Raw genomic sequence first — 16,426 nt, forward strand, 5'->3', positions numbered from 1 at the left:
CATCTTCAGTGCCTTTTTATTTTCTTGTATTAAAACTTTAACCAACTACGGATTTTGCATTTTCTTGCTGTATATCTATGTATAACCTAAGAATAATCTTATAAGCGATTTATGAGGCAAAGATGACAAAACATTATGATTATATTGCGATTGGTGCTGGAAGCGGTGGTATTGCATCAGTCAATCGTGCTGCCATGTATGGTAAAAAGTCTGCGTTGATCGAAAAAGCTGAAATCGGTGGAACCTGTGTCAATGTTGGCTGTGTGCCGAAAAAAGTGATGTGGTATGCCGCACATGTGGCGGAGTCGATTCAAAAATACGGCCCCGATTATGGTTTTAACAGCAAAGTTGAATCTTTCGAATGGCAAACACTCATCGATAATCGTCAAGCCTATATTGAGCGCATTCATCAATCCTATCAAAATAGCCTAAGTAAGAATAAAGTAGATCTCATTCATGGTGCAGCACATTTTATTGATGCTCATACTATTGAAGTGAATGGAGAACAACTCACAGCAGACCATATTTTGATTGCGACTGGCACACAGCCATCATTGCCTGATATTGAGGGGGTTGAACACGGGATTGATTCAAATGGTTTCTTTGAATTAAAAGCATTACCTAAAATCACAGCCGTGATAGGTTCAGGTTATATTGCGGTTGAACTGGCAGGGGTATTAAATGCCTTAGGTTCTCAGGTCGGTTTATTTATCCGTAAAGATTTACCGGTGCGGCGTTTTGATTCCTTCTTGAGTGAAACTCTGGTGGAGGTGATGCGAACCGATGGTATCACTGTGCATACCCAAGCAGTTCCTAAGAGAGTCACCAGAAATGTTGATGGTTCAGTCGTGCTGCATCTAGAAAATGGCGAAAGTCATACTGTAGATTGTTTAATTTGGGCAACGGGTCGAGAGCCAAATACGGCGAGTTTACATTTGGACAAAGCCAATGTTCAGTTGGATGAGCGTGGTTATATCCAAGTGGATAAATTCCAGAATACCTCACAAAAAGGTGTCTATGCTGTTGGAGATATTACAGGGAAAATGGAGCTGACACCTGTAGCCGTCGCAGCTGGGCGTCGATTGTCTGAACGACTCTTTAATCATAAGCCTGATGAATATTTAGATTACGATAATATTCCAACGGTAGTGTTTAGCCATCCACCGATTGGAACGGTTGGGATCACAGAGCAAGAAGCCATTGAACAATATGGTCAGCAAGCGGTTAAAGTCTACAACTCCTCGTTTACAGCCATGTATAGTGCGATTACCCAACATCGCCAACCAACTAAAATGAAATTGGTTTGTGTGGGGGAGAATGAGAAAATTGTGGGTATTCATGGCATTGGTTTTGGTATGGATGAGATCCTGCAAGGTTTTGCGGTAGCTTTGAAAATGGGTGCAACCAAGCAAGATTTTGATAATACGGTTGCCATTCACCCAACTTCCGCAGAAGAATTTGTAACGATGAGATAGGATTGGATCAAGCACTCAATAAAAAAGGACGTTATGACAACGTCCTTTTTAGGTTATTGCCGATTCAAGATTATTTTAGTTCACTGGATGATTTACCCAATTCACGGCGGGCTATGATCAATTGCTGAATCTGTTGCGTACCTTCAAAAATATCCAGAATTTTGGAGTCACGCGCCCATTTTTCCAATAACTCATCTTCAGCATAGCCGACACTTGCCGCCAGCTCGACACATTTGAGGGTGATCTCATTGCCGACACGACCCGCTTTGGCTTTGGCAATCGAAGCTTCTTTCGAGTTCGGCTTTTTATTGTCTGCCATCCAGGTTGCTTTAATCATTAATAATCGTGCAGCTTCCCACTCAGCCTCCATACGATAGATTTGTGCAGCTAGATTCGAGGTTTGTAAGTAGGGTGTGGTGTAGTCTGGATCAAGTTGATCTTTGAAAATCTCTTTGATGCGTTCTAAGGATGCTTTGGCACAACCAACTGCCATGGCTGCGACTAGCGGGCGGGTATTATCAAAGGTTTCCATTACACCTGCGAAACCTTTAGCCACATCAATTTCAGGATTACCCAGCAAATTGGCAGCGGGCACACGACAGTCGATAAAGCTGATTACTGCGGTATCTGAGGCTTTAATCCCAAGTTTATGCTCAAGCCGTTCAACTTTCATGCCTGCTGTGCCTTTCGGTACTACAAAAGACTTGATCGCAGCACGACCTAATTTTTTATCCAAGGTTGCCCAGACCACGACCGAGTCTGCACGTTCACCTGAAGTGACAAAGATTTTCTCGCCATTCAGGATGTAATCATCACCATCTTTGGTTGCTGTGGTGCGAATCGCAGCAGAGTCTGAACCACAACCTGGCTCGGTAATTGCCATGGCTGCCCAAGTGCCTTTGAAGCGTTCTAGCTGTTCATCATTGGCCACTGCTGCAATCGCAGAGTTGCCCAGACCTTGGCGGGGCATACTCAGTAATAGACCAGTATCGCCATAACACATTTCAATGATGCCGAGTGCCGCAGACATATTGCCGCCGTTTACAACGGCATCCAGATTGGCTGTTCCACGTTTACTGGCATTGGCAGCACCAACACCTTCGCCACTTTCATTCATTCCATCCAGTAGCGCCGCCAGCATATCCAGTTCCTTAGGATAGGCATGTTCAGCTTTATCGTATTTACGTGAAATTGGACGGAGTACATTGAGTGCAGTTTCGTGTGCCTGATCAATCAGCATTTTGAATTTTTTCGGATTTTGTAAATTCATTATTGTTCTCCAAAATTAAGCATGTAAGCCAGAATGCAAGATTGCAGTTGCACGAAGGTCACGATACCAGCGCTCAACAGGATGTTCTTTGGTAAAGCCATGACCGCCAAGAATCTGAACGCCATCTGTCCCCATTTTCATTGATTTCTCAGCGCAAAGCAGGCGAGCAAGATAGGCCTCACGATGGAATGGTTTGCCCGCTTCTGCCAAACTTGCTGCGTTAAGAACCAACATACGCATCGCATCAATTTCAATCGCCATATCTGCAATCATGAATGCAACACTTTGACGATGAGAAATGGGTTCTCCGAAGGCAGTACGTTCATTGGCATATTTGATACAGTAGGCTTTGATTGCTTCACAGGTTCCAATTGCCATCGCACACCACATCAAGTTACCCAGATCGACAAAGGCGGTGTAGTCAAAGTCAGCATCGCCTAAACGTAAGGCTGGCGTTTGATTAAATTGAAGAGTCGCTGTTTCCGTGGCTTTCAGCCCCATTGCTGGATTGGCTTTGATGGCGATCGTTTCATTGGATTGCACCACAAAAATATCAGGCTTGCCGTTGAATTCTGCACTGACGAGGAAGACATCTGCGGTGTCTCCCAAAACCACCAAGCTCTTTTCACCCGTGATATAGAATTGCCCATTGGCTTCTGTTGCCGAGGTTTTTAACTGATAGGGGTTAAAAGCAGGGGTCGCCTCCTGAAAGGCAAATGTCGCCGTAACATCAGTATCTTCTGCAAACACAGGTAAGTACATCGATTGCACTTGAGTTGAACCCCAACGTGTTATGGCATTAATCACACTGAAAGTACTGAGTAAACCTGCGGTCAGACTGAAATCACCCTTAGCCAAGCTTTCCGCAATCAGGATATTGCTGACAATATTCTGTTCTGCTGCCACACCACCCAATGCTTCTGGCAACGCATAATAGTTGAGCCCCAAATCAACCAAATGTTGCCACAGTTCTTCAGGAAATTGAGCATGATGATCTGCATCATGTGCCAATGTGTAGAGCACTTCTTCAGCAAATTGTGACATGGCGTCAACCGTCATTTGCTGTTCTTCAGTCAGACTGAGATCAAACAGATTTTTGTTGGTCTGGTTTGGGAGACGCTGTTTATCGATGGGTTGTGGCTTAAATGCTTTTTGTGTTTTATTGAGTACTTTAAAGCCAGTTTTTGAACCTTGATATAATGATTTCTCTACAAATTTTCTTAATTTGAGTTGATCAAGCATTTCGCTTCCTGCGAGTTTAGTGATCAAAGATAGCCCAAGACCTTGAGCCTTATTCATCATATTCGACATGATTTTATCCTAGAGGATGGTTGTAAATTTATGCTGACATGCTCCTGATCAAAAAACTATGTCTTGTTTGACATGCCGATTGGAGAAAGATAAAGGGTGAAATAGCACTTTACTGTTTTTATCTTGTTGTTTTTAATTATTAAATAAAATATAGAGAAAATTATTTTTAAAAATTGACCAAAATGACAGAGGCCAGCGCTCGGCTTAATCTGTTTATTGTTTAGTGAGGTCATTCTGCCATTTTGGCGTCTCCACTATTAGCCTAATCCTTCGGTCAGAATCACCATATATTCACCTGCCAAATCACGATGCTTTTTGGCCTGTTGATAGGCATCACTGTGATACCAATTTTGTGCTTCCTGCATACTGCTAAATTTAATGATGGCTACTCCGTCGCTTTCAATATTTTCCAAAGCAATGGACTGACCATAAAACACAATCGGTTCAGCATCAAAACCTTGACTCGCTTGACGTGCCAAAGTGGTGTAGGTCTTCATTTCATCTTGGTTTTTTAATTGTTTACGAATAAGAATGATATAGGCACTCATGGATTTTCCTGAATTGAATTTGTTTTTAATACAGCATATTTTGAAGGTGGTTGATGGATATGCAATGCTATCCATCAAGGTACTTAGTTTAAGCTGCACGGGCAACCAAAGTTAAAATATCATAGGTTGCGACCAATTCATCTCGCTGATTTTTAACCTTGATATCCCAAACCACAACACCATGTTCAGGTTGAGATGGATCTTTTTGTGGTTTAGGGGTTTTCTGTTTGCAGGTCAATTCAACCCGAATAGAATCACCGATTTTGACAGGCTCAACAAAACGTAAATTATCCATTCCATAGTTGGCAATCACAGGGCCTTGAGCGGCATCGACAAATAAACCTGCTGCTGCTGAAACAATGAAATAGCCATGTGCCACACGCTCACCAAAAAAGGAATCTGCTGCCGCGATTTTATCGGTATGCGCATAGAAATAGTCGCCACTGAGGCAGGCAAAATTGACAATATCGGCTTCAGTCACGGTACGACGTGCAGTCAATAAACGCTCACCAATGACCAGTTCATCAAAATCCTTTTTAAAAGGATGGACGCGGTCTTGCTTGATGCTTGAACCTACGGTCCATGAATGCGTCACTTGAGTGAGGCTGTTCGGTGAACCTTGAATCGCCGTCCGTTGCATATAGTGTTTTACCGCACGAATGCCGCCCAGTTCTTCACCGCCACCAGCACGCCCAGGGCCGCCATGAACAAGATGAGGCAGTGGAGAGCCATGTCCCGTACTTTCTTTGGCAGATTCTTCATCCAGAATGTATACACGACCATGCCATGGCGCAATTTTTTGAATGATCTGTTCGATATTCTCATCACTATTCTTTACCACAGAGGCGACTAGACTACCTTCACCACGTGCAACAAGATCGGCAAGTTCGTCAATTGATTGATACGGCATCAAAGTACATACGGGGCCAAAAGCTTCAGTGGTATGTACCAAGCTTGCCTGTAGTGGTTGCTCACACAATAACAAGGTTGGTGGGAAGAATGCACCTTTCTCAGGATAGTCAGCATTGATTTTAAATGTTGTCTCGCCCCCAAAAACAATTTTGGCTTCTTTCGCCAGTTCTGCAACTTTAGCAGCTACATCCAGTTTTTGTTTAGGGCTGGCTAGCGCGCCCATGGTGGTGTCTTGTTTTTGTGGATCACCCACCACGACTTTTTCCAGTTTAGCACTGAGTTTTTGCTGGACTTGTTCAAGTAATGCTTGTGGTACAAAGGCACGGCGAATGGCAGTACATTTTTGTCCTGCTTTGGTGGTCATTTCACGGAAGACTTCTCGTACAAATAAATCAATAGTTGCTTCATTTGCCGATGGGCTGAGAATTGCACTGTTTACCGAATCTGCTTCCATACTGAATGGAATTGAATATTGGTTCAAGTGTGGATGATTGCGAAGCTTTTGTCCTGTAGAGGCTGAACCCGTAAAGGTGACACAGTCCTGTGGGCCTAAGTGATCAAAAAGATCATCAATTTGTCCGCAAATCAGTTGTAGAGAACCTTTCGGTAGGATGCCAGTCGCAATAATTGACTCCACTACGGCTTGAGTCAGTTGAGCACCATCAGTGGCGGGTTTGACGATACAAGGCACACCAGCCAATAGCGTCGGCGCAATTTTTTCCAGCATGCCCCAAATCGGGAAGTTAAAGGCATTGATATGTACTGCGACACCAGCTTTAGGACTCAGAATATGCTTGGCGCCAAAAGTGCCGTTTTTAGAGAGCTGAATCCAGCTATCTTCAGTGATAATTTTTTCGTCATTGAGTTCTCGGCGTACCAGACTTGAATAGGCAAATAAGGTTTGGATGCCACCCTCAATATCAATCCAAGCATCTTTTCGTGTTGCACCAGTGGCGTAGGCAAACGTATAAAACTGTTCTTTCTGCTCCAGTAGCTGCTGGGCAATTTGTTTTAAAGCATTGGCACGTTGATGAAAGGTCCAGTTTGCCAGCTCAGTACCATACTGTTTGGCATATCGCACGGCTTGATGCATGTCGATGCCATGACTGCTGACGCTATAGATCGGTTCGCCAGTAATGGCATGTACAACGGTACGTCGTTCTTCATGGCTTGAATGCCATGTTCCATAAACATAAGAAGGCAGTTGTGGCAGCTGTTGAGTTGGGTTTTGGTATTCAGTGTCCTGTGCCGTTTCTACATGTTGTGCTTGTTCAAGCATAATCAAACTCCATTTTTATGTGATACATCAATTATAGAAATATTTAAAATATGATTCATAATTTCATATTGATTGAGCATAAAGTCAACCATAATTTATTTATGGAGCTTAATTTAATTTTTATTTATTTTATTAAAATTATTAAATACAGTAACTTAAATTGAATTTGCTGATTGATTTTAATTTGATACAAAAATATTAATTGACTTTGTTTTTGTGTATCGAAAAATAGGTTCATGGATGGAATTCTCAGGGGAATCTACAATGGAAAATAAGTATCAGAAATTTGAGCATAACATAGCCAATGACATCACCATTGAAGCCAAAGATGAAATGCCTGAGGCGTATCGCAAAACTTTGATTCGTCAGATTGGGCAACATGGTCATTCAGAAATTGTCGGTATGCTCCCAGAAGGCAACTGGATTACCCGTGCACCGACCTTGAAACGTAAAGCCGTGTTATTGGCAAAAGTTCAGGATGAGGCAGGGCACGGTCTTTATCTTTACAGTGCAGCTGAAACCTTGGGTGCAGATCGTGATGAGATGATGGAAAAATTGATTGATGGAAAAATGAAATATTCCTCCATCTTCAATTATCCAACTATCAGTTGGGCCGATGTCGCGGCAATTGGTTGGTTGGTCGATGGCGCTGCAATTGTCAATCAGGTGGCCTTATGTCGTACCTCTTATGGCCCTTATGCACGTGCCATGGTGCGGATTTGTAAAGAGGAAAGTTTCCATCAGCGTCAAGGTTTTGAAGCCATGATGGCATTGGCGGCGGGTTCAGCAGAACAAAAACAAATGGCGCAAGATGCGGTGAACCGTTTCTGGTGGCCTGCATTGATGATGTTTGGCCCAAGTGATGATCACTCACCGAATAGTGCGCAAAGCATGGCATGGGGAATCAAGCGCTTTAGTAATGATGAGTTACGTCAAAAATTTGTCGATAACACCGTACCGCAAATCTTACAGCTTGGCTTGACCGTGCCTGATGCGGATTTGAAATGGAATGAGGAAACTAGTCATTACAGCTATGGCGAGATTGACTGGCAAGAATTTAATGAGGTGATTGCGGGTCGTGGCCCTTGTAATCATGAACGGATCGAAGCACGCCGCAAGGCTTGGGAAAATGGCAAGTGGGTGCGTGATGCAGCCGTTATCTACGCAAAAAAACAGCAAAACCAAGTCGGTAAAGTCGCTTAAAACAGAATTGATGGAAAAATTTAAGGATATCGCAATGGAAAATAACAACAACTGGTCACTTTACGAAGTGTTCGTGCGGAGTAAGCAGGGTTTAAGTCACCGTCATGTCGGTAGTTTAAGAGCACCAGATGACGAGATCGCCCTGCAAAATGCACGTGATGTGTATACCCGCCGCAATGAAGGCATCAGCATCTGGGTGGTGCGTTCAGAACTGATTAAATCTTCGCAGCCAGATGAAAAAGCCGAGTTTTTTGAACCTGCACTGGACAAAGTTTATCGACATCCCACCTTTTATCACATCCCTGATGGCATTGAGCACATGTAAGGGAGGATGAAAATGAACAATATCGCTTTATCTAAATTTTTATTACATATCGGTGATAGCCAACTGGTATTGGCGCAACGTTTAGCTGAATGGTGCGGTCATGCGCCAGAGCTGGAAATTGATATTGCTTTGGCCAATATCGGTCTGGATTTACTGGGTCAATCTCGAAATTTTTTGACCTTGGCAGGCCAATACGAAGCTGAAAAACGTGATGAAGACCAACTGGCTTACTTCCGCAATGAACGTGAGTTTTTCAATTTATTGCTATGTGAACAACCGAATGGTGATTTTGCACAGACCATCGTTCGTCAATGGCTGATCGATCATTACCATGTGTTGTTGTTAACGGCTTTAACTCAATCCGCAACGCCAGAAGTCGCGGCATTGGCGGTGAAATCTTTAAAAGAAGCCAAGTATCACATTCGTTTTTCCACCAGCTGGATGGAGCGTTTAAGCCTCAGCACAGCAGAAGCACATCAACGTGTGCAACAGGCTTTAGACAGTTTATGGCGTTTTAGTGCGGAACTGTTCGAGTTGACGAGCGAAGAACAGGTGTTGGTTGAGCAAGGCATCATTCCTGATTTTTCCAGTGAAAAAGCGCAGTGGGAGCAAATCGTTACTGCGGAACTGAAGCGTTTTGAACTCAGCGTTTCTGTAAATGGGGCCTACCGCCGTGGGGCTAAACAAGGTTTGCATACCGAGCATCTCGGTTATTTATTGGCAGAAATGCAATCTATTCAACGCAGTTTTCCTGAGATGACTTGGTAGCGCAAGGAGCGTCAGCATGCAGATGATTCGTCATTGTATTGACCAATGTTGGGATGTTTTACAAAAGGTCAGCGATCCAGAGATTCCAGTGCTGTCGGTGGTAGATTTGGGCATGATTCGTGGCGTGGAGTTGAATGAACAGCAAGAAATTATTGTTCGATTGACCCCCACCTATAGTGGTTGTCCAGCCACTGACTTATTAAAAGCACAGATAGTCGAAGCCTTGGCGGCAGAAGACTTGACCCCTGCAAAAGTCATGATTGATTTATCAGAAGCTTGGACTACGGACTGGATGTCGGATGCAGGTAAGCAGAAGCTGCAAGCTTATGGGATTGCACCACCAGAAGGGACTGCTCAGCAATGCGGAACACATGTGCATCTCAGTGATGGTGTGGTTTGTCCACACTGTAAGAGTCGTAAAACCCGACTGTTAACCGAGTTTAGTTCGACCGCTTGCAAAGCACTATACAAATGTCAGGACTGCCTTGAACCCTTTGATTATTTTAAATGTATTTAAAGTCTTGGATAAGGAAATCAGCCATGAGCCAATTTATTCCATTAAAAGTAAAAACAATTACACCACAGACCGATCAGGCGATTTGCATTGCCTTTGATCTCGTGCCTGAACTACAGCAGCAGTTTCAATTTCAACCCGGCCAGCATCTGACCATTCGTCATTTAACCGAAGCAGGGGAAATTCGCCGTTGCTATTCCATCTGTAGCTATGCGCCTAAAGAAGATATCAGCATTGCAGTCAAAAAGATTGAGCAGGGGCAATTTTCCCATTGGGCCAATGAGCATTTAAAAGTCGGTGATGTACTGGAAGTGATGCCGCCACAAGGCGTTTTTTTTCAGAAGGCAGCACGCACAGGCGGTCAGTCCTACTTAGGCATTGCTGCAGGTAGTGGCATTACCCCAATCCTTTCCATCATTAAACAGGTGCTATTTGAGCAAGAGTCGGCAAATTTTACTTTGTTGTATGGCAATCGTTCTTGGAAACAAACTATGTTTTCCGAGCAGATTATGGATTTAAAAGACCAGTTTAAAGAACGCTTTCAACTCATCAATATTTTCTCACGCGAGTTCAATGACAGTGAGTTACTGAATGGCCGTATCGATGAAAACAAGCTGAAGCAATTATTTGAACATGAGGTATTAGAACCCAACTTTGACCATGTATTTGCCTGTGGTCCAGATGAAATGATGGACACGGTTGAACGCCTTTTTCCTGTGTATGGTGTGACTAAAGATAAGATTCACACGGAACGCTTTAACACGGGGCATGTGCGCAAACGTTCTGCGGAAAGCGATATCAACCGTAAAGAAGAAAAAGTCAACATTGTGTTGGATGGACGAGAGTTGATCGTTGCTGTGGGGCAAGAGGACGAAAGTATTCTGGATGCTGCTTTACGTGCAGGCGCAGATTTGCCTTATGCCTGTAAAGGTGGCGTCTGTGCCACTTGTCGCTGCAAGGTGCTTTCAGGTGAGGTGGATATGTTCCTGAACTATAGCCTTGAAGATGATGAGGTGGAAAAAGGTTATGTGCTGAGCTGCCAGACTTTACCGAAAGGCGCGAATGTGCGTTTGAGTTTTGATGAGTAGAGGTGAGATAGCCATGCAAACCTTGATTCAGGTTGAAACGCCAATAGATGGGGTCATGCTACTCAGCTTAAACCGTCCAGAGAAACGTAATGCTTTAAATAATGCCACTTTACAGTGTCTATCTGATCTGCTGGAACAAGCAGAACAGAATCCTGCCGTGAAAGCGGTTGTGCTGACAGGCAATCGCAATTGCTTTGCTGCGGGTGCAGACCTGAGCGAATTGGCAGAAATGGATGCCGTAGCTTTACAGCTCGATATCCGTCCAAAGCTATGGCAGCAGATCGACAGTTTTACTAAACCCATCATCGCTGCTGTGAATGGTTATGCCTTGGGCGCGGGCTTTGAGCTGGTGTTGCATTCGGACATGGTGATTTGTGGTGACAATACCAAATTTGCCTTGCCCGAAATTGGTCTAGGCATGTTACCTGGTGCGGGTGGTACCCAACGTCTTGCACGTCTGGTGGGGCAGCAACTCACCATGCGCTGGGCAATGACAGGTGAAATGATCTCAGCTAAACAAGCGCAGCAGTATGGCATCTGTAGTGAAGTGGTGCCGACTGTACTCACGGTGGAATATGCCATTCAACTGGCAAGCCAGATTGCCAATCAAGCGCCTTTGGCAATTGGGGTGATCAAACAATCGATCAAAAGTATTCATGAGACCACCTTAAGTCAGGGACTGAAATCAGAACGACAAAATTTTGTCTGGTTGGCAGCAACCAAAGATCGAAACGAAGGCATTAATGCATTCTTTGAAAAAAGAAAACCAATCTTTAGAGGTGAGTGATGGACTATAAAAATATTATCGTGGAAGAAAAAAATGGTGTGGGGTATTTAACCTTCAATCGTCCACAAGCATTGAATAGCTTTAACGTGGACATGCACCGTGAGGTGGCTGAGGTTTTGAATCTTTGGGCAAAAAAACCAGAGGTTCGCTGCATCGTGATCAGCGGCGAAGGTCGTGGTTTCTGCGCAGGGCAAGATTTAGGCGATCGAGTGGTTGATCCAAATGCTGCAGCACCTGATTTAGGTTACTCGATTGAAACCTACTATAACCCGTTGATTAGAAGCATTGTGAATATGCCGAAGCCCGTGATTTGTGCGGTAAATGGTGTAGCTGCAGGGGCCGGTGCCAATATTGCCTTGGCCTGTGATCTAGTGATTGCCGCGAAATCTGCCAATTTTGTACAAGCATTTTGTCGTTTAGGCTTGGTTCCTGACTCCGGTGGAACTTGGTTCTTACCACGTGCTGTAGGCCATGCGCGTGCTATGGGGCTCGCGTTGCTGGGTGATAAATTGCCTGCGGAAACGGCTAAAGAATGGGGCATGATCTGGGATGTAGCTGAAGATAGTGAATTGAAAAGCAAGGTTACTGAACTGGCAGAACGTTTAGCCAAACAACCTACTTTTGGTCTGTCGCTGATTAAAAAGGCCATTCATCAATCCAGTAATCATAGTTTTGATGAACAGATGCATTTAGAACGAGATTTTCAACGTATTGCTGGGCGTTCAGAGGATTATCGTGAAGGGGTGCAAGCCTTTATGAATAAGCGTGAGCCAAACTTTCAGGGGCGTTAAGCATGAATAATCTGGATTTGTCTCATGCCAAAATCGCCGTGATTGGCTCGGGCACTATGGGAATCGGCATTGCCCAATTGGCGATGGTCAATGGTCATTCGACTGTTCTCTACGATCTCGATCGTGAAAAGACCAAAAAGGCTGTTGAAGGGTTACGTCAGACCTTTGCTAAACTGGTTGAAAAAGGCAAGATAATAGATAAACAGGCTGAACAAGCACTTTCACGTTTGACCATTGCTGATCGTATAGAAGATTTAGCGGATGTCGAGTTGGTGATTGAAGCGGTGGTCGAAAAACTCGAAGTGAAGCAGTCTTTATTTCAACAGCTTGCAGAGATTTGTCGTGATCACACTATTTTTGCTAGCAATACCTCTTCAATTTCGGTGACGGCAATTGCAGCAGGGATTTCACATCCTGAACGCATGGTAGGCTTACATTTCTTTAATCCAGCCCCCTTGATGAAACTGGTCGAAATTGTGCAAGGTTTAAAAACGCCAATCGACCTATGTCAGTCTTTAAAAAGTTTGATGCTGGCTTGGCATAAAATCCCAGTACTGACCAAATCGACCCCAGGATTTATTGTCAATCGGATTGCTCGCCCATTTTATGCAGAAGCGTTTCGTGCACTACAAGAGCAAGTGACGACCTATGACCAACTGGATTATGCCTTAAAGCAATGCGGTGGTTTTGCGATGGGGCCGTGTGAATTAATGGATTTGATTGGGCAAGATGTCAATTTTTCCGTGACTCAAAGTGTCTATGAAGCGTTCTTTTATGAGCCGCGTTATCGTCCAAGTTTGCTTCAGAAAGAGTTGGTTGATGCTGGTACGTGGGGGCGTAAGTCAAAACAAGGTTTCTATCACTACGATGAAAAAAATCAGTATCTGACTTTTCAGCCTCAAACCAATGTCACTCAATCCTTTCATGCTGATGTTCAAGTTAAAGGTACATGGGCTCAATGTCCGCATTTATTAGAACGTCTAGGCTTAAGTCGTGCTTTAGCAAGCAATGAAAATATCATTCAAATTGATGATATTGATCTACGTCTAAGCCAGGGTGAATCAGCCAATTTACAGTATTTAAGTCGAAAAACGGTGTTGATGGATTGGCACCATGATTTCGCGCAAGCGCAAGCCATAGTACTGAGCCATAATCATCTTTGCCAAGCCGATGATCTGGCAAAAATCGAAGCGTTTTTTGCTCAATATCAGATGTATGTGATCTGGGTTACAGACCATCCCGCACTGTTAACTTTACGTACCATTGTTTTATTGATCAATGAAGCCTGTGAAGCCAGTCTGCATGGGATTGCCAGTATGGAAGATATTGATAATGCCATGCGCTATGGCGTCAATTATCCTAAAGGGCCGTATCAATGGATGATGCAATTGGGTGCTGAATATGTCTTGGCAACGTTAAACAATTTATATGCTCTCTATGGCGAAGAAAAATATCGTGCAAGTCTTTATCTCAAGCAATATGTAGCGAAGCAGCAAAGTGTGACTGCGGGCTCTTCAAAAAATTTAACAAAATGTGCATAAGCAGGAGCGATCATGGAAGACGTTTTAATTTGCGATTTTATTCGTACCCCAATTGGACGCTATGCAGGGTCACTAAGCTCGGTACGTACCGATGATCTTGCTGCATTACCCATTAAGCATTTAAAAGAAAAGCATGCGCATTTACCGTGGCAGGATTTAGATGAAGTCTATTTGGGCTGTGCCAATCAGGCCGGCGAAGACAACCGCAATGTGGCGCGTATGGCAACCTTATTGGCAGGTTTACCTGAGTCAGTTCCTGCCATGACCGTGAACCGTCTCTGTGCATCTGGTTTAGATGCAGTTGGTTTGGCGGCACGTTCAATTAAATCGGGCGAGTCTCAATTTGTATTGGCGGGTGGGGTCGAGTCAATGAGTCGGGCGCCTTTTGTACAGGCCAAGCCAACCGAAGCATTTGGTCGTAGCCCTGAAATATTTGATACGACCATTGGCTGGCGTTTCATCAATAAAAAGATGAAAGCAGACTATGGCACTGACAGCATGCCTGAAACCGCTGAAAATGTGGCTGAGAAATACCAGATTAGCCGACAGGATCAGGATGCATTCGCGATTCGTAGTCAACAGAAAGTGGCAGCGGCACAACAAGCAGGTTTTTTTAAGGGTGAAATTCTGCCTGTCGAACTAGTAGATCGTAAAAATAATGTCACTGTCTTTTCACAGGATGAGCATCCACGTGCGGATACTAGTTTAGATAGCCTTGCAAAATTGAAAGCACCGTTCCGTAAAGAAGGTGGCTCGGTGACGGCGGGTAATGCTTCGGGAGTGAATGATGGCTCAGCGTGTGTTTTGCTGACCAATCGTCAGTTTGCCGATACCTATGGTTTAACACCTTTGGCGCGCGTGGTAGCGATAGCCAGTGCTGGGGTTGAACCGAAATATATGGGCATAGGTCCTGTGCCTGCGGTACAGAAATTGTTGAAACAAACGGGCCTCAGCTTAGATCAAATGGATGTGATTGAGCTAAACGAAGCTTTTGCAGCACAGTCATTGGCCTGTATGCGTGAGTTAGGTCTCAAGGATGATGATGCTCGTGTCAACCCGAATGGTGGTGCAATTGCATTGGGCCATCCATTGGGGATGAGTGGGACGCGCTTGGTGATGACTGCGACCCGAGAATTGAAAAGACGCCAAGGAAAATATGCACTGTGTACCATGTGTGTTGGTGTAGGACAAGGTGTCGCCCTGATTTTAGAAAATGTAGCTTAATTTAACTGCAACAAAACGGTTCGAATAATATAACGACATAGGAGAGATGGCAGTGGATAGCCTGATAACAGAAGATGTAGAAAAAATGACGCTTGCGGAGTTACGAGCGCTGCAAACCAAACGCTTAAAAGACACCTTGACATATGTTTATGCCAATAGCCCTGTCTATAAGAAAAAGTTTGACAATGCTGGTGTGCATCCTGATGATTTTATCAACTTGGATGATCTTGCCAAGTTTCCATTTACCACCAAACAGGATTTAAGAGAGAACTATCCATTTGGTATGTTCGCAGTATCACAGGAGCAGATTGTTCGTTTACATGCTTCTTCAGGCACCACAGGGAAACCAACCGTCGTTGGCTATACCCAAAAAGATATCCATACATGGTCGGATATCGTAGCGCGTTGCTTGCGTATGGCAGGTCTAAGTGCCAAAGATATGATTCAGGTCGCCTATGGTTATGGTCTGTTTACCGGTGGTTTAGGCGCACATTATGGCGCTGAACGCTTAGGTGCAACCGTGATTCCGATGTCAGGTGGTCAAACCGAAAAACAGGTGCAACTGATTCAGGACTTTAAACCGACAGCAATTATGGTGACGCCATCGTATTGCGTCAGCATTATTGAAAAACTGGAGCAGCAATTCGGCAGTGCGCGTAATACGTCGTTAAAAGTTGGTATTTTTGGTGCTGAGCCTTGGACCAATGAGTTACGCCGTGAGATCGAAGAGCGTTTAAATATCAAAGCATTGGATATTTATGGCTTGTCGGAGATTATGGGGCCAGGGGTTGCGATGCAGTGTCTGGGTGAAGGCGAAGGACTGACCATTTGGGAAGATCATTTTTATCCTGAGATCATTCATCCTGAAACGGGTGAAGTGTGTAAAGATGGTGAATTGGGTGAGTTGGTCTTCACCACCATTACCAAAGAAGGTTTGCCGATTATCCGCTATCGTACTCGCGATTTAACCCGTTTATTGGCAGGTCAGAATCTTGCCATGCGCCGTATGGATAAAATTGTAGGGCGTAGTGACGACATGTTGATTATTCGCGGTGTCAATGTATTCCCGACTCAGATCGAAGAACAGATTTTACAAGTGCCGAGTCTGGTACCGAATTATGAAATTCTGGTGGCAAAGAAAGGGCATATGGATACTTTGCATATCCGTACCGAAATGTGCCATAACTGTGACAAGCAGGCGCAGCAATTGGCTCAGCAGTTGATGCAGCGGATTAAAACCATGATTGGGATTTCAGTCACGGTGGAAGTGGTCAATGAATTGACCTTACCGCGGAGTGAGGGTAAAGCAAAACGCGTCATTGATATGCGTCAGATTGCTTAACATTATGATCATTCAGGGTATAGTATCCTCTATACCCTGAATCTAAAT

At 44.2% G+C, this 16,426-nt stretch carries 15 protein-coding genes; 11 read left to right on the plus strand and 4 right to left on the minus strand.

Annotation, left to right across the window (positions count from 1 at the left end; genetic code table 11):
• Window positions 1–122: 122 nt before the first annotated feature.
• The gene (gene gorA / locus NQU59_RS12335; protein WP_257063637.1) at window positions 123–1,475 is read left to right on the plus strand and encodes a glutathione-disulfide reductase; all 1,353 of its coding nucleotides are present in this window, start codon (window positions 123–125) and stop codon (window positions 1,473–1,475) included.
• A 70-nt stretch (window positions 1,476–1,545) separates the two neighbouring features.
• On the opposite strand, the gene NQU59_RS12340 is transcribed toward gorA, so the two are convergent.
• The 4 genes from NQU59_RS12340 to paaZ form a co-directional block, all read right to left on the minus strand.
• The gene (locus tag NQU59_RS12340; RefSeq protein ID WP_257063638.1) at window positions 1,546–2,745 is read right to left on the minus strand and encodes an acyl-CoA dehydrogenase family protein; all 1,200 of its coding nucleotides are present in this window, start codon (window positions 2,743–2,745) and stop codon (window positions 1,546–1,548) included.
• Window positions 2,746–2,760: 15 nt separating this feature from the next.
• A complete protein-coding gene (locus tag NQU59_RS12345; protein ID WP_257066264.1) occupies window positions 2,761–4,047 on the minus strand; it encodes an acyl-CoA dehydrogenase family protein in 1,287 nt (428 codons plus the stop codon).
• 266 nt (window positions 4,048–4,313) lie between these two features.
• Window positions 4,314–4,604: a DUF1330 domain-containing protein gene (locus tag NQU59_RS12350; protein WP_043969891.1), complete on the minus strand. Its 291-nt coding sequence runs from the start codon at window positions 4,602–4,604 to the stop codon at window positions 4,314–4,316.
• 88 nt (window positions 4,605–4,692) lie between these two features.
• Complete coding sequence (paaZ, locus tag NQU59_RS12355; RefSeq protein WP_257063639.1) at window positions 4,693–6,795, minus strand: phenylacetic acid degradation bifunctional protein PaaZ; 2,103 nt, start codon at window positions 6,793–6,795, stop codon at window positions 4,693–4,695.
• A 264-nt stretch (window positions 6,796–7,059) separates the two neighbouring features.
• On the opposite strand from paaZ, the gene paaA reads away from it, so the two are divergent.
• From paaA to paaK, 10 genes are read left to right on the plus strand one after another with little or no spacing between them, the layout of a single operon-like run.
• Entirely contained in the window at window positions 7,060–7,998 is a 939-nt protein-coding gene (gene paaA, locus NQU59_RS12360) for a 1,2-phenylacetyl-CoA epoxidase subunit PaaA (protein WP_257063640.1), read from the plus strand.
• 34 nt (window positions 7,999–8,032) lie between these two features.
• Window positions 8,033–8,323, plus strand: coding sequence for a 1,2-phenylacetyl-CoA epoxidase subunit PaaB (gene paaB, locus NQU59_RS12365; protein WP_257063641.1), 291 nt, complete (start codon window positions 8,033–8,035; stop codon window positions 8,321–8,323).
• Window positions 8,324–8,335: 12 nt separating this feature from the next.
• Complete coding sequence (gene paaC / locus NQU59_RS12370) at window positions 8,336–9,091, plus strand: 1,2-phenylacetyl-CoA epoxidase subunit PaaC (protein WP_257063642.1); 756 nt, start codon at window positions 8,336–8,338, stop codon at window positions 9,089–9,091.
• Window positions 9,092–9,107: 16 nt separating this feature from the next.
• Entirely contained in the window at window positions 9,108–9,608 is a 501-nt protein-coding gene (gene paaD / locus NQU59_RS12375) for a 1,2-phenylacetyl-CoA epoxidase subunit PaaD (RefSeq protein ID WP_005270722.1), read from the plus strand.
• 23 nt (window positions 9,609–9,631) lie between these two features.
• Window positions 9,632–10,693 carry a 2Fe-2S iron-sulfur cluster-binding protein gene (locus tag NQU59_RS12380; RefSeq protein ID WP_257063644.1) on the plus strand — a complete coding sequence of 354 codons (1,062 nt, stop codon included), beginning with the start codon at window positions 9,632–9,634 and terminating at the stop codon, window positions 10,691–10,693.
• Between the two features lie 13 nt (window positions 10,694–10,706).
• Complete coding sequence (locus tag NQU59_RS12385) at window positions 10,707–11,480, plus strand: enoyl-CoA hydratase-related protein (protein WP_257063645.1); 774 nt, start codon at window positions 10,707–10,709, stop codon at window positions 11,478–11,480.
• A complete protein-coding gene (gene paaG, locus NQU59_RS12390) occupies window positions 11,480–12,271 on the plus strand; it encodes a 2-(1,2-epoxy-1,2-dihydrophenyl)acetyl-CoA isomerase PaaG (RefSeq protein WP_005241336.1) in 792 nt (263 codons plus the stop codon). Before NQU59_RS12385 ends, paaG begins: the two co-directional genes overlap by 1 nt.
• 2 nt (window positions 12,272–12,273) lie before the next feature.
• A complete protein-coding gene (locus NQU59_RS12395) occupies window positions 12,274–13,812 on the plus strand; it encodes a 3-hydroxyacyl-CoA dehydrogenase (RefSeq protein ID WP_257063646.1) in 1,539 nt (512 codons plus the stop codon).
• A gap of 12 nt (window positions 13,813–13,824) precedes the next feature.
• Window positions 13,825–15,036 (plus strand): 3-oxoadipyl-CoA thiolase, encoded by a 1,212-nt coding sequence (gene pcaF / locus NQU59_RS12400; RefSeq protein ID WP_257063647.1) that lies wholly within the window; start codon window positions 13,825–13,827, stop codon window positions 15,034–15,036.
• A 52-nt stretch (window positions 15,037–15,088) separates the two neighbouring features.
• The gene (gene paaK, locus NQU59_RS12405) at window positions 15,089–16,378 is read left to right on the plus strand and encodes a phenylacetate--CoA ligase PaaK (protein WP_257063648.1); all 1,290 of its coding nucleotides are present in this window, start codon (window positions 15,089–15,091) and stop codon (window positions 16,376–16,378) included.
• The last annotated feature ends 48 nt before the right edge of the window (window positions 16,379–16,426 follow it).

Source organism: Acinetobacter colistiniresistens (assembly GCF_024582815.1).
Lineage (GTDB): Bacteria > Pseudomonadota > Gammaproteobacteria > Pseudomonadales > Moraxellaceae > Acinetobacter.

Excerpts from the sequence above, each read along its gene's own strand:
- gorA (WP_257063637.1), top strand. The coding sequence starts at position 123 with ATGACAAAACATTATGATTATATTGCGATTGGTGCTGGAAGCGGTGGT.
- NQU59_RS12340 (WP_257063638.1), bottom strand. The coding sequence starts at position 2,745 with ATGAATTTACAAAATCCGAAAAAATTCAAAATGCTGATTGATCAGGCA.
- NQU59_RS12345 (WP_257066264.1), bottom strand. The coding sequence starts at position 4,047 with ATGATGAATAAGGCTCAAGGTCTTGGGCTATCTTTGATCACTAAACTC.
- NQU59_RS12350 (WP_043969891.1), bottom strand. The coding sequence starts at position 4,604 with ATGAGTGCCTATATCATTCTTATTCGTAAACAATTAAAAAACCAAGAT.
- paaZ (WP_257063639.1), bottom strand. The coding sequence starts at position 6,795 with ATGCTTGAACAAGCACAACATGTAGAAACGGCACAGGACACTGAATAC.
- paaA (WP_257063640.1), top strand. The coding sequence starts at position 7,060 with ATGGAAAATAAGTATCAGAAATTTGAGCATAACATAGCCAATGACATC.
- paaB (WP_257063641.1), top strand. The coding sequence starts at position 8,033 with ATGGAAAATAACAACAACTGGTCACTTTACGAAGTGTTCGTGCGGAGT.
- paaC (WP_257063642.1), top strand. The coding sequence starts at position 8,336 with ATGAACAATATCGCTTTATCTAAATTTTTATTACATATCGGTGATAGC.
- paaD (WP_005270722.1), top strand. The coding sequence starts at position 9,108 with ATGCAGATGATTCGTCATTGTATTGACCAATGTTGGGATGTTTTACAA.
- NQU59_RS12380 (WP_257063644.1), top strand. The coding sequence starts at position 9,632 with ATGAGCCAATTTATTCCATTAAAAGTAAAAACAATTACACCACAGACC.
- NQU59_RS12385 (WP_257063645.1), top strand. The coding sequence starts at position 10,707 with ATGCAAACCTTGATTCAGGTTGAAACGCCAATAGATGGGGTCATGCTA.
- paaG (WP_005241336.1), top strand. The coding sequence starts at position 11,480 with ATGGACTATAAAAATATTATCGTGGAAGAAAAAAATGGTGTGGGGTAT.
- NQU59_RS12395 (WP_257063646.1), top strand. The coding sequence starts at position 12,274 with ATGAATAATCTGGATTTGTCTCATGCCAAAATCGCCGTGATTGGCTCG.
- pcaF (WP_257063647.1), top strand. The coding sequence starts at position 13,825 with ATGGAAGACGTTTTAATTTGCGATTTTATTCGTACCCCAATTGGACGC.